Here is a 12,331-nt window from a genome sequence, read left to right on the forward strand (position 1 = left end):
TTCCCATAGCAGTTTTGAGCATCGGTCATAACCAACAAGCGTTTAGCTCTACATCGAGGAATAAATCATGGATGAGAAAAATCTATTCACTGCAGTGCTAACCCAGATCTCTCAGAACCAGCTGGCAATGGGTGCGGCAATAGAGGAACTAACCAATTGGGTGGAGAAGCAAGGGGCTACTGAAGTCGCAAATAACATCCGAGGGACGCTCCAAACGCTAGATCGAAACCAAGAATTTATCTCTCTGGCGCTTATCTCTGTTTCCACCGACTTTAAAGAAGTACAGCCCCCGAAAAAACCACATTCTGATGAGTGATAAACACTTTCAACTCTTGCAAATATCGCTCGACAATTTCTCAATTTGTCGAGCGCTCTGTGATGAAGGAATAGCTTTGGTGGCATGACAAATGTTCATCGTTGGACAGCTGCTCTTTCTCTTTTCCTACTCAAATATTCGAGCAAACGACAACGACTACAAAACCAAGCGCCTCTGCCTACAACTAGCAGCGGCCTTGACTGACTATTGAAGATGGCCGTTCAACCTTAAGGTTCTCCTGTCTCTACCCATCAGCGATCCAAAGGAGTTAACCCGATGTTCAAACCTCCACCCGAGAAATTCGAATCCATCCCCCATTCGCCCTACGCCACCCTCGACCCTAAAAAGCTCCACGCCGCCGCCAAAAAGGCTCTGAAACACTACCTAAAACAAAACAATACCCAAAACCGCTTTACCGACGAACACACCACCGAGGAACGAGCCATGAAGATGTTCGCCGTCGCCCCAGATGCAAATCCCGAGGAGCTGCTGATCCAGACCTTCGAAACCTTTTCATCAGTCGGTACCTTGTTACTGGACCTGGCTGAAAGCCTCGAAGATAAGGAACGTCACCTGGCGATGGCGATTTATCAGTTGAGTGAGTTGGGGTTGATGCTGGTAGAGAGGTCGCTGGCTAACGAGCCAGCGATCAAGACGACCTAAACCCCTGTAGCAGCTGGCGCAGCCTGCGTTCGGCTGCGCAGCAGTCGTAAACCCGAGATGCACGGTCTACCTGATCACCGCGAGCTTTGATTTTACGACTGCTGCGCAGCCGAACGCAGGCTGCGCCAGCTGCTACAGGTTGTGGGCGTTCAGGCAGAGGCAGGCAACGGCTGAAAACTGAAGTATTGCTTCAAGGCGCTGATCAGTTGCCCATACTCCGGCGGTGCCCGTTGCAGGCTGAACCCGGCGTCATAGTGGTGAGGGGTCGTGTCTTCATGGCACCACAGGCAACACGCCTGAAGATCAATGACCTGCATGCAGCCATCGCTGGCGGGGATTTTCAGGCGCAAATCGAAATCGGCGCCGATCATCATCGGCAACTGACTGATCAGCATCAGCCCGTCTTCGGACACGTTGCCCAGAAAGCCGATGGGTTTGTCGGTGACGCTGTTGAACACTCTTAGAAAATACGGCAGTTGATGCCGCTCGATCCGGCGGTCAGTAAACATGCGCAAATGGCCCAGCAAGGCTCTTAAGCAGAGCCGCACTAATGCTTCGGAACGGGCCTGCTTCTTTTATACAGAGGCATGGGCGCGCTCTCCCCGATCCCGGTGCGACAGTCCATAAAGCCGCTGCCGCTTACTTCTGCCGATCACAGGTGTTGCGTCGATCAGAGGCAAGGCTCTAAACCGATCTATTCGACTATAGCTCACCACCGCCGGTGAGCCAGCCTTTGAACAACTACAACAATCAGAACTGCGTCGGGCGCACGACCGCAGCAGCACTGCGCAGCGGATAGTGGCCCAGCGACTGCAAGGTTTCCAGGCGGGCGCGGGCGCGGTAGGCGTATTCACTTTGCGGGTACGAGGCGATGATGAACTGGTAGGTTTGTGCCGCATCGACAAACAGTTTCTGCCGTTCCAGGCACAACCCGCGCAACATCGACACTTCCGGCCACACATAAGGCCTAGCTCGACTGGCGCGTTCGACTTTGGACAGTTCGAGCGTCACCTGCTCGCAATTGCCGCGGTCGTAGGCGCTGTAGGCGTTATTCAAATGATGGTTCATCGACCAACGGGTGCAGCCCGTGACGCTGAGGGCACTGATGGCAAGGGCGGCAATGAGCACGAATCGCATGGGGGTTCTCCTGTCTTGAGCTCTGTATCGACCCGTGAGCAGAAATCTTCAGGATTGTTCGGTTAAAGAGATAAACGAATAAGTAGTGCAAACGAACAATGACTACAACTTCGGACCATAGTAGCCTCACTCAGCGCTTGAACTCAGGAGTCTATGCATGTCCGTCCGTCGCACCAAAATCGTCGCTACCCTTGGCCCGGCCAGTAACTCGCCGGAAGTTCTCGAACAGCTGATTCTGGCTGGCCTGGACGTCGCCCGCCTGAACTTCTCCCACGGCACCCCCGACGAGCACAAGGCTCGCGCGAAGCTGGTGCGTGACCTCGCTGCCAAGCACGGCCGCTTCGTCGCCCTGCTGGGTGACCTGCAAGGCCCGAAAATCCGTATCGCCAAATTCGCCAACAAGAAGATCGAGCTGAAGATCGGTGATCAATTCACCTTCTCCACCAGCCATCCTCTGACCGAAGGCACCCAGACCATCGTTGGTATCGACTACCCGGACCTGGTCAAGGACTGCGGCGTAGGCGACGAGCTGCTGCTCGACGACGGCCGCGTGGTGATGCGCGTTGATACCGCCAATGCCACCGAACTGAATTGCACCGTGCTGATCGGCGGTCCGCTGTCCGACCATAAAGGCATCAACCGTCGCGGTGGCGGCCTGACCGCTCCGGCCCTGACTGAAAAAGACAAGGCCGACATCAAGCTCGCTGCCGAGATGCAGGTCGATTACCTCGCCGTGTCCTTCCCGCGTGACGCTGCCGACATGGAATACGCCCGTCAACTGCGCGACGAAGCCGGCGGTACGGCCTGGCTGGTGGCGAAGATTGAACGCGCCGAAGCCGTGGCCGACGACGAAACCCTCGACGCGCTGATCAATGCATCCGACGCCGTCATGGTCGCTCGTGGTGACTTGGGTGTGGAAATCGGCGACGCCGAGCTGGTGGGCATTCAGAAGAAAATCATTCTGCACGCACGCCGCCACAACAAGGCTGTGATCGTCGCGACCCAGATGATGGAGTCGATGATCCAGAACCCGATGCCGACCCGCGCCGAAGTGTCCGACGTGGCCAACGCCGTGCTCGACTACACCGACGCCGTGATGCTCTCGGCTGAAAGTGCTGCCGGCCTGTACCCGCTGGAAGCGGTGCAAGCCATGGCGCGCATCTGCATCGGCGCTGAAAAGCACCCGACCAGCAAGACCTCCAGCCACCGCATCGGCAAGGTCTTCGAAAGCTGCGACCAGAGCATCGCGTTGGCGGCCATGTACACCGCCAACCACTTCCCTGGCGTGAAAGCGATCATCGCCCTGACCGAAAGTGGCTACACGCCGTTGATCATGTCGCGCATCCGTTCTTCGGTGCCGATCTACGCGTTCTCCCCGCACCGCGAAACCCAGGCCCGCGCGGCCATGTTCCGTGGTGTCTACACCGTACCGTTCGACCCGGCATCGCTGCCGCCTGAGCAAGTCAGCCAGGCCGCGATCGACGAGTTGCTCAAGCGCGGCGTAGTCGAGAAAGGCGACTGGGTCATCCTGACCAAGGGCGACAGCTACCACACCATCGGCGGCACCAACGGGATGAAAATCCTGCACGTTGGCGACAAGATGGTCTGAGTGCCCGGTTGCTGAAAAACAAAAGCCCCGCCATGTGAATGGCGGGGCTTTTTGGTTTCTGATCCGGAAGATGTGTTGCCTGGGCTGGCCTCATCGCGAGCAGGCTCGCTCCCACAGGGGTTTTGTGTACGCCACAGATCCAATGTGGGAGCGAGCCTGCTCGCGATGAGGCCCGCACAGTCACCGCAGAATCAATGCCGTTTGATAAACCCGGTCAACGCCGCAATCGCTTCCGGCGAGCGCAGCCGTTGGGTGAACTGTGCGCTCTCTTCTTCTATGGCCTTGCGCAGTTGTTCGCGGTCCGGGGCTTTCATCAATTGCTTGCTGATACGCACCGCTTCCGAAGGCAGCGACTCGAAACGTAACGCCATCTCCCGCGCCTTGGCCAACACCGCTTCGCCACTGTCCAAGGCTTCGGTTGCAATGCCCCACTGCGCGGCTTGTTCACCGCTGAAGCCTTCGCCCAGCAGTAACAATTCTGCGGCTTTGGCCTGCCCGAGCAGTCGCGGCAGTATCAGGCTGGAACCGAACTCCGGGCAGAGACCGAGATTCACGAACGGCATGCGAAGGCGCGCATCGCGGCTGACATACACCAGATCGCAATGCAGCAGCATCGTCGTGCCAATCCCTACCGCAGCGCCGGCCACGGCGGCGATCACCGGTTTGCGGCATTCGAGCAGGGTGAGCATGAACTGAAACACCGGGCTGTCGAGGTTGCTCGGCGGTTGCTGGATGAAGTCGGCGATGTCGTTGCCAGCGGTGAAGCACTCGGTAGTACCGGTGATCAGCACGGCTTTGATTTCCGGGTCGGAATCCGCCAGTTTCAACGCTTCGGCCAAGTGGCTGTACATGGCGCGGGTCAGGGCGTTTTTCTTGTCGGGGCGGTTGAGGCGCAGGGTCAGCAGGCCGCGCTCACGTTCAAATTGGATGGCATCGCTCATGGTCGGTCTCGCATCGAAAATCAGCGCTCAACCGCGGAGAACAAAGACGTCCGCCAGCAGTTGATTGCGCGGCAATCCCGCCAGGTACAAGCGCCGGGCAAAGGCGTCGACGCTGTCAGGGGCCCCGCAGAGTAAGGCCAGGGTTTGCCGTGAAACAAGCCGCAGTTGTGCCAAAGCCTCTGGCAACTCGGCCGCTGTCCACAGCTCAATGCTCAGGTTCGGGCGGCTGGCGGCCATGGCCTGCAGGGGTTTGGCCAGGTAATGCGCCTCGGCATCATGGGCCAGGTGAATGACGCGAATGGCACCTTGGTGATCTTGCCGAAGCGCTTCACGCAAGATACCGAACAACGGCCCCAAACCCGTGCCGGCGGCCATCAGCCAAAGCGGTCGGGTGTTCCAGTCCGGGTCGTAATGCAAGGCCCCGCCGCGCAACTCGCCGAGGCGGATCGAATCGCCGATTTTCAACTGACGGGCCGCGTCGCTGAATTCCCCCGGCTGACGACAATCAAGATGGAACTCCAGAAAACGGTCTTCTTCCGGCAGGCTGGCCAATGAATACGGCCGCGCCACGTTACCCGCCCACAACACCAAATGCTGCCCGGCGCTGTAGCGCAAAGGGTTTTGAGGGGTCAGGCGCAAACGCAACACACTGGCGCTTAACCAATCGACAGCCGCCACCTCGGCCGGGCGGCCATCCTGCTGCGGATCGAAGGTGTGCACCTGCAAGTCCTCGACCACCTGACACTGACACGCCAGGCGCCAGCCTTGCTGACGTTGGTCTGCGCTCAGGGCGTCGGGGCGACTGTCGCTCGGCAGCCCTTGTACACATTGCACCAGACACGCATGGCAACTGCCGGCGCGACAGCTGTAGGGCACCGATACGCCGTTCTGATTCAACGCATCGAGCAGGTTGCTGCCCGCCGCCACCGACCATTGGCGTTCGCCGACCCGTAACTCAGGCATCGACGTTCTCCCACGCGGCCGCGCAACGATTGCGGCCGTCACGCTTGGCGCGATAAAGCGCCTGATCGGCGCGCTGCAAGGCTTCATCGAGATCGTCGCCCAGTTCGAGCAACGTCATGCCCGCCGACAAGCTGATATGGGCGAGGTTGAGTCCGATCAGTTCTACATCGGTGAACGCAATGCGCAGCCGCTCGCAACAGGAGGTCAAGCGCTCGGCGTTGCAATCGGGCAACAGCACGACGAATTCTTCGCCACCGTAACGGGCCAGAACATCGCCATCGCGCAGGCAGGCGGTGGCCACGGCGGCAAAGGCTTGCAGCACCTGATCGCCGGCGGCGTGGCCGTGTACATCGTTGATCCGTTTGAAGTGATCGAGGTCGATCAGCGCCAGGCCATGCACGACATCGGCCCCCATGGCTTTGAGCTCGCGGGAGGCCAGGCGCAGGAAATGCCGGCGATTGAACAGCCCGGTCAGTTCGTCAGTGGCCACCAGGTCTTCGAGCTGACGCATCATCCCGCGCAGCGTGTCCTGATGCGCCTGCAAGGCAAATCGGCGCTGACGCATGCGTTGACGGGAGGCCTGGACGTGACGGGCATAAAGCTCCAGCCAGACCAACACGATGAGCAGCACGCACACCTGCAACGCGGCCAGTGCCGGGTCGGGTAACTGGAAGTGGAAACCCTCCCACAGCGTGATCGCGCTGAAACTGACGAACACCAACAGCGCGCACCGCAAAAAGGCCAGTCGCGAAAGATGGAACAACCCGAACAGCAGAATCAGCACGTAGAACACCAGGAACGCGCCGCGTGCCTCGTCCAGATGGGCGATCAGCCAGGTTTGCCAACCCAGCCCCAGCAACACTTGCGCTTCCGTCAGGCTGGGGTCGGAAAAACGCAGGTTGCAGCCGCTGTAAAACACCGCAAACAACGCGGCCTGGCTGATAACCACCAGCGCACTGCCGATGGCCACGTTGGACAGGGGTTCATCGTAATGACCGGTGAAAAACGCCAGCCACAACAGCAACAAAGCCAGGGCGTAGGTGCCGGCTGCGAGGGCAAAGCGTTTGAGCAACAAGCGTTGGATGGCGTTATGGGTCAATCGTTGACTCACCGTGCGAAGGGAGGCTGCTTGAGTGTCCTACTCTACAGACCGAATGCCACTTTAGTAGCGTGCCTGATAAATGACCATTCAATTTTAAGGGCGGATAACTGGCGTCAGAACGCTGACTGATTTCCTGATCCTTGCTGCATTCCCTGTAGCAGCTGGCGAAGCCTGCGTTCGGCTGCGCAGCAGTCGTGAAATCATGCTCCTCGGTGTGTCAGGCAGACCATGAACGCAGGTTTTGCGACTGCTGCGCAGCCGAACGCAGGCTTCGCCAGCTGCTACAGGGATTGTGTTCGATATGCGACCAACGATTGACTACCGGCGGGTGTGCCCGGAACCGAGGCGCGGTATACTGCCGCGCCTTTTTAGCGTCGCGCCAGCTGCCCCGGCGTGCCTTGTAAAGGTGCTTGCAACCGACCGATGCACCCAAGCTGCAAGCACCTTATTGAATGTTCCCGTCTTTTAGAGGAGCGCGACTCATGACCGTGATCAAGCAAGACGACCTGATTCAGAGCGTTGCCGACGCCCTGCAGTTCATTTCCTATTACCACCCCGTTGACTTCATCCAGGCGATGCACGAAGCCTACCTGCGCGAAGAATCGCCAGCGGCCCGTGACTCGATGGCGCAAATCCTGATCAACTCGCGGATGTGCGCCACCGGCCACCGCCCGATCTGCCAGGACACCGGCATCGTTACCGTCTTCGTTCGCGTGGGCATGGACGTACGTTGGGATGGCGCCACCATGGGCCTGGACGACATGATCAACGAAGGCGTGCGCCGGGCTTACAACCTGCCGGAAAACGTCCTGCGTGCCTCGATCCTCGCCGACCCGGCGGGCGCTCGTAAAAACACCAAGGACAACACCCCGGCCGTTATCCACTATTCCATCGTTCCGGGTAACACCGTGGAAGTGGACGTGGCGGCCAAGGGCGGCGGTTCCGAGAACAAGTCGAAAATGGCCATGCTCAACCCGTCCGACTCGATCGTCGACTGGGTGCTGAAAACCGTTCCGGAAATGGGCGCCGGCTGGTGCCCACCGGGCATGCTCGGCATCGGCATCGGCGGCACCGCCGAGAAAGCCGCCGTGATGGCCAAGGAAGTGTTGATGGAATCCATCGACATTCACGAGCTGAAAAAGCGCGGCCCGTCCAACCGTATCGAAGAGATGCGCCTGGAGCTGTTCGAGAAGGTCAACCAACTGGGCATCGGCGCCCAGGGCCTGGGTGGCCTGACCACCGTGCTCGACGTGAAGATCATGGATTACCCGACCCACGCCGCTTCGTTGCCGGTGTGCATGATCCCCAACTGCGCCGCCACCCGTCACGCGCACTTTGTGCTCGACGGTTCCGGCCCGGCCTCGCTGGAAGCGCCACCGCTGGACGCCTACCCGGAAATCGTCTGGGAAGCCGGCCCGTCGGCCCGTCGCGTCAACCTCGACACCCTGACCCCGGAAGACGTGCAGAGCTGGAAGCCGGGCGAAACCGTCCTGCTCAACGGCAAGATGCTCACCGGTCGCGACGCCGCGCACAAGCGCATGGTCGAGATGCTGAACAAGGGTGAAACCCTGCCGGTGGACCTCAAGGGTCGCTTCATCTACTACGTCGGCCCGGTTGATCCGGTGCGCGAAGAAGTGGTTGGCCCTGCCGGTCCGACCACGGCGACGCGGATGGACAAGTTCACCCGTCAGATCCTCGAGCAAACCGGCCTGCTGGGCATGATCGGCAAATCCGAGCGCGGCCCGACCGCGATCGAAGCGATCAAGGACCACAAAGCCGTTTACCTGATGGCCGTCGGCGGCGCGGCTTACCTGGTGGCACAAGCCATCAAGAAATCCCGCGTGGTGGCGTTCGCCGAACTGGGCATGGAAGCGATCTACGAGTTCGACGTCAAAGACATGCCTGTGACGGTTGCAGTCGACAGCAAGGGTGAGTCGGTACACATCACCGGTCCTGCCATCTGGCAGAAAAAGATCAGTGAAAGCCTGGCGGTGGAAGTGCAGTAAGCGCTTCGACTGACAAATAAAAGGCGACATGAGCCATGCTCTTGTCGCCTTTTTTAATGGTCGTTTATATATATAGGCTGAGGGAGGTGGATTTGAGCGTGGGAATGCCTAACTTCGTCATGATATGGTGCCCCCCCGCACACTTGTGTAACGCCAAGCATGTTTGAGTCTTCTCGCTCCTTGCGCATAATTCTGTACACCCTTCTTATCCTCGTCGGCGCTGCGATCGCGGCCACCGTGTCAATACGTCACGCAGAACGCCAGGCCTTGGTCGAAGACGCCGCCCGCGCCAATCAGCAATTGGCGTTGTACGCCAATTCCCTGCACACCCTGATCGACCGCTACCGCGCCCTGCCCGCCGTGCTCGCGTTGGACCCCGAATTGCGCGCAGCCCTCAATGGTTCGGTATCCGCTGAACAGCAGGACGCACTGAACCGCAAACTGGAAAAAATCAACGGCGCGGCGCAATCCTCGACACTCGAACTGCTCGACCACACCGGCCTCGCCGTGGCCGCCAGCAACTGGCGTTTGCCCAGCAGCTACGTCGGCCACAACTACGGCTTCCGTCCCTACTTCAGCCAGACCCGCACCCAAGGCACCGGGCGCTTTTACGCGGTGGGCGTGACCAGCGGCATTCCCGGTTACTTCCTGTCCAGCGCGGTCACCGGCGACAGCGGCCAGTTCCTCGGCGCCATGGTGGTGAAGCTCGAATTTCCGGAACTGGAGCGCGAGTGGCGTCAGGGCAGCGACACGCTGCTGGTCAGCGATGCACGCGGGATTATCTTCATCGCCAACCAGCCGGGCTGGCGCTATCGCTCGTTGAAACCGCTGAGTGACAGCGATCACGCCGAACTCAAGGCCACCCGCCAATACGACAAACAACCGCTGACACCGCTCGAATATCAATCGGTGCGGCGCTTCGACGACAACAGTGACCTGACACGGGTCGTGGGGCCTGACGGGACGGCGAATTACCTGTGGGAATCGCTGCCGCTGAGCACTGAAGGCTGGACGTTACACTTGCTGCGCCGCCCGCAAGTTTCGTTCGAAGACAGCCGTAACGCCGGGCTCGCCGCCGCCGGGTTGTGGCTGGCCGTGGTGTTTCTGTTGCTGTTCCTCAATCAGCGCTGGCGTCTGGCCAAGCTGCGCCAGCGCAGTCGTGAAGAACTCGAACAACTGGTGGAAGAACGCACCCGCGACCTGCGCACCGCTCAGGACGGTCTGGTGCAGTCGGCCAAACTCGCCGCCCTCGGACAGATGTCTGCCGCGCTGGCCCATGAAATCAACCAGCCACTGACCGCCCAGCGCATGCAGCTTGCTACTCTGAGGCTGCTGCTCGATCACGGTCGGGTCGACGACGCTTACAAGGCGCTCAAACCGGTGGATGACATGCTGACGCGCATGGCCGCCCTCACCGGCCACCTGAAAACCTTCGCCCGCAAAAGCCCCAGCGGGCTGCGCGAACGACTGGATTTGGCGGCGGTGGTCGACCAATCATTGCAGCTGCTCGACACGAGGTTGCGCGATGAACAGGTCAGCACGGTGCTGCACCTGACGCGCCCGGCGTGGGTGCGTGGCGATGCGATTCGCCTGGAACAGGTGCTGATCAATTTGCTGCGCAATGCCCTGGACGCCATGCAGGACAAACCCTGCAAACGCCTGGAAATCCGTCTCGAAGCCGACGAACAACTCTGGCGCCTGACGGTCGCCGACAACGGTGGCGGCATTGCCGAAGAAAACTTGGCCAACGTGTTTGATCCGTTCTTCACCACTAAACCGGTGGGTGATGGCCTGGGCCTCGGGCTGGCCGTATCCTTTGCCATCGTTCACGAATCGGGCGGACGCCTGAGCGCCGACAATCATGCAAACGGCGCGGTGTTCACCGTGACCTTGCCCATCGACCTGGAGGCACCTGGCTCATGCTGAACTCAGTGATGGTGGTCGACGACGAAAGCAGTATTCGCAGTGCCGTCGAACAATGGCTGAGCCTGTCGGGGTTCGAGGTGCAATTGTTCAGCCGCGCCGATGAATGCCTGGCGCAGCTGCCGAAGCATTTCCCCGGGGTGATCCTCAGCGACGTGCGCATGCCGGGCATGACCGGCCTGGAACTGCTGGCCGAAGTTCAGCGGCGCGACGCCGACTTGCCGGTGATTCTGCTGACCGGTCACGGCGATGTGCCGATGGCGGTCGAAGCGATGCGCGATGGCGCCTACGACTTCCTTGAAAAACCCTTCAGCCCCGAAACCCTGCTCGGCAGTCTGCGCCGTGCGCTGGACAAGCGGCGGCTGGTGCTGGAAAACCGCGCCCTGCACGAGCAGGCGGACAACCGCGCCAAACTCGATGCGACGTTGCTGGGCGTGTCCCGTGGCTTGCAGACGCTGCGTCGGCAAGTGCTGGACCTGGCGACGCTGCCGGTCAATGTGTTGATTCGCGGTGAAACCGGCAGCGGTAAGGAATTGGTTGCCCGTTGCCTGCACGACTTCGGCCCGCGGGCCGACAAACCGTTTGTGGCATTGAACTGTGCGGCAATTCCCGAGCAGTTGTTCGAGGCTGAGTTGTTCGGCCACGAGAGCGGCGCATTCACTGGCGCCTCGGGCAAACGCATCGGCAAGCTCGAATACGCCGATGGCGGCACGCTGTTTCTCGATGAAATCGAAAGCATGCCGCTGGCCCAACAGGTGAAATTGCTGCGGGTGTTGCAGGAACAGAAGCTGGAGCGGTTAGGCTCCAATCAGAGCATCCGCGTGGATTTACGGATCATCGCCGCAACCAAACCCGATTTGCTGGACGAAGCCCGGGCTGGACGCTTTCGCGAAGACCTGGCCTATCGGTTGAACGTGGCCGAGTTGCGGCTGCCACCGTTGCGCGAGCGGCGTGAAGACATTCCGTTGTTGTTCGAGTCGTTTGCGCAAAATGCCGCCGAGCGTTTGGGGCGCACTTTTCCACCGCTGAGCGGCCCGCAGTTGAGCCACCTGCTGAGCCATGACTGGCCGGGCAATGTGCGCGAATTGGCGAACGTTGCTGAGCGACAAGTGTTGGGGCTGGGCGAGCCGGAACCGGCGGGCATTGACCCTGGGCAGTCGCTGGCGGCGCAGCAGGAAGCGTTTGAAGCGCATTGTCTGCGCGCGGCGTTGACCCGGCATAAGGGCGACGTGAAAGCGGTGTTGGAAGAGCTGCAACTGCCGCGCCGGACCTTTAATGAAAAGATGCAGCGGCATGGGTTGAGTCGGGAGATGTTTTTGGGGGAGTGAGTTTTCACGCGGGATTTTCAGTGATGCTGAAATCCATCCCCTCACCCCAGCCCTCTCCCCACGGGGGAGAGGGGGAAAGGGAGCCGATCTCCATGCTTTGCAAACCTGAGTTCGACTCGATTTTTCAGGTCGATGTACCTCGAGAGAACACCTCGGTCAGTCCCCTCTCCCCCCCTGGGGAGAGGGTTAGGGTGAGGGGTGGCCCTTCCGCAATAAGCAAATTTCCGCCTACAACCAAGCCAGAATAAGCGGATTTCCGCTCACTCAAGTTTCAAAACCCCTCTAAACCGGCCCTCCTCCCGTTGGCACAGCTCCTGCTATAGCCCAAGCAGGCTGCGTTTCA

At 60.0% G+C, this 12,331-nt stretch carries 11 protein-coding genes; 6 read left to right on the plus strand and 5 right to left on the minus strand.

The window, feature by feature from the left end:
* Window positions 1–67 precede the first annotated feature (67 nt).
* Together JFU47_RS11195 and JFU47_RS11200 are read left to right on the plus strand one after the other, a co-directional pair.
* Complete coding sequence (locus tag JFU47_RS11195; RefSeq protein ID WP_201182976.1) at window positions 68–316, plus strand: hypothetical protein; 249 nt, start codon at window positions 68–70, stop codon at window positions 314–316.
* Window positions 317–592: 276 nt separating this feature from the next.
* A complete protein-coding gene (locus JFU47_RS11200) occupies window positions 593–979 on the plus strand; it encodes a DUF6124 family protein (protein ID WP_201182978.1) in 387 nt (128 codons plus the stop codon).
* Window positions 980–1,128: 149 nt separating this feature from the next.
* Here JFU47_RS11200 and JFU47_RS11205 read toward each other — a convergent pair whose 3' ends face one another.
* A complete protein-coding gene (locus tag JFU47_RS11205) occupies window positions 1,129–1,488 on the minus strand; it encodes a PilZ domain-containing protein (RefSeq protein WP_140677283.1) in 360 nt (119 codons plus the stop codon).
* Between the two features lie 241 nt (window positions 1,489–1,729).
* The gene (locus JFU47_RS11210) at window positions 1,730–2,116 is read right to left on the minus strand and encodes a tetratricopeptide repeat protein (RefSeq protein ID WP_140676880.1); all 387 of its coding nucleotides are present in this window, start codon (window positions 2,114–2,116) and stop codon (window positions 1,730–1,732) included.
* A gap of 157 nt (window positions 2,117–2,273) precedes the next feature.
* Here JFU47_RS11210 and pyk point away from each other — a divergent pair, with 157 nt between their 5' ends.
* Complete coding sequence (gene pyk, locus JFU47_RS11215; RefSeq protein ID WP_201182980.1) at window positions 2,274–3,725, plus strand: pyruvate kinase; 1,452 nt, start codon at window positions 2,274–2,276, stop codon at window positions 3,723–3,725.
* Window positions 3,726–3,916: 191 nt separating this feature from the next.
* Here pyk and JFU47_RS11220 read toward each other — a convergent pair whose 3' ends face one another.
* From JFU47_RS11220 to JFU47_RS11230, 3 genes are read right to left on the minus strand one after another with little or no spacing between them, the layout of a single operon-like run.
* Window positions 3,917–4,666 carry an enoyl-CoA hydratase-related protein gene (locus JFU47_RS11220; protein ID WP_201182981.1) on the minus strand — a complete coding sequence of 250 codons (750 nt, stop codon included), beginning with the start codon at window positions 4,664–4,666 and terminating at the stop codon, window positions 3,917–3,919.
* A 27-nt stretch (window positions 4,667–4,693) separates the two neighbouring features.
* Entirely contained in the window at window positions 4,694–5,629 is a 936-nt protein-coding gene (locus tag JFU47_RS11225; protein ID WP_201182983.1) for an iron-sulfur-binding ferredoxin reductase, read from the minus strand.
* On the minus strand, window positions 5,622–6,728 hold the full coding sequence (locus JFU47_RS11230; RefSeq protein WP_201182985.1) for a GGDEF domain-containing protein: 1,107 nt from the start codon (window positions 6,726–6,728) through the stop codon (window positions 5,622–5,624). Before JFU47_RS11230 ends, JFU47_RS11225 begins: the two co-directional genes overlap by 8 nt.
* Before the next feature lie 485 nt (window positions 6,729–7,213).
* Between JFU47_RS11230 and JFU47_RS11235 the strand changes: the two genes are divergently transcribed.
* The 3 genes from JFU47_RS11235 (at window position 7,214) to JFU47_RS11245 (ending at window position 11,988) form a co-directional block, all read left to right on the plus strand.
* A complete protein-coding gene (locus JFU47_RS11235; protein WP_008156025.1) occupies window positions 7,214–8,737 on the plus strand; it encodes a fumarate hydratase in 1,524 nt (507 codons plus the stop codon).
* Between the two features lie 159 nt (window positions 8,738–8,896).
* Window positions 8,897–10,663, plus strand: coding sequence for a sensor histidine kinase (locus tag JFU47_RS11240; protein ID WP_201182987.1), 1,767 nt, complete (start codon window positions 8,897–8,899; stop codon window positions 10,661–10,663).
* Entirely contained in the window at window positions 10,657–11,988 is a 1,332-nt protein-coding gene (locus JFU47_RS11245; protein WP_201182989.1) for a sigma-54-dependent transcriptional regulator, read from the plus strand. Before JFU47_RS11240 ends, JFU47_RS11245 begins: the two co-directional genes overlap by 7 nt.
* The last annotated feature ends 343 nt before the right edge of the window (window positions 11,989–12,331 follow it).

The organism is Pseudomonas sp. TH39(2020) (assembly GCF_016650715.1).
Lineage (GTDB): Bacteria > Pseudomonadota > Gammaproteobacteria > Pseudomonadales > Pseudomonadaceae > Aquipseudomonas > Aquipseudomonas mandelii_C.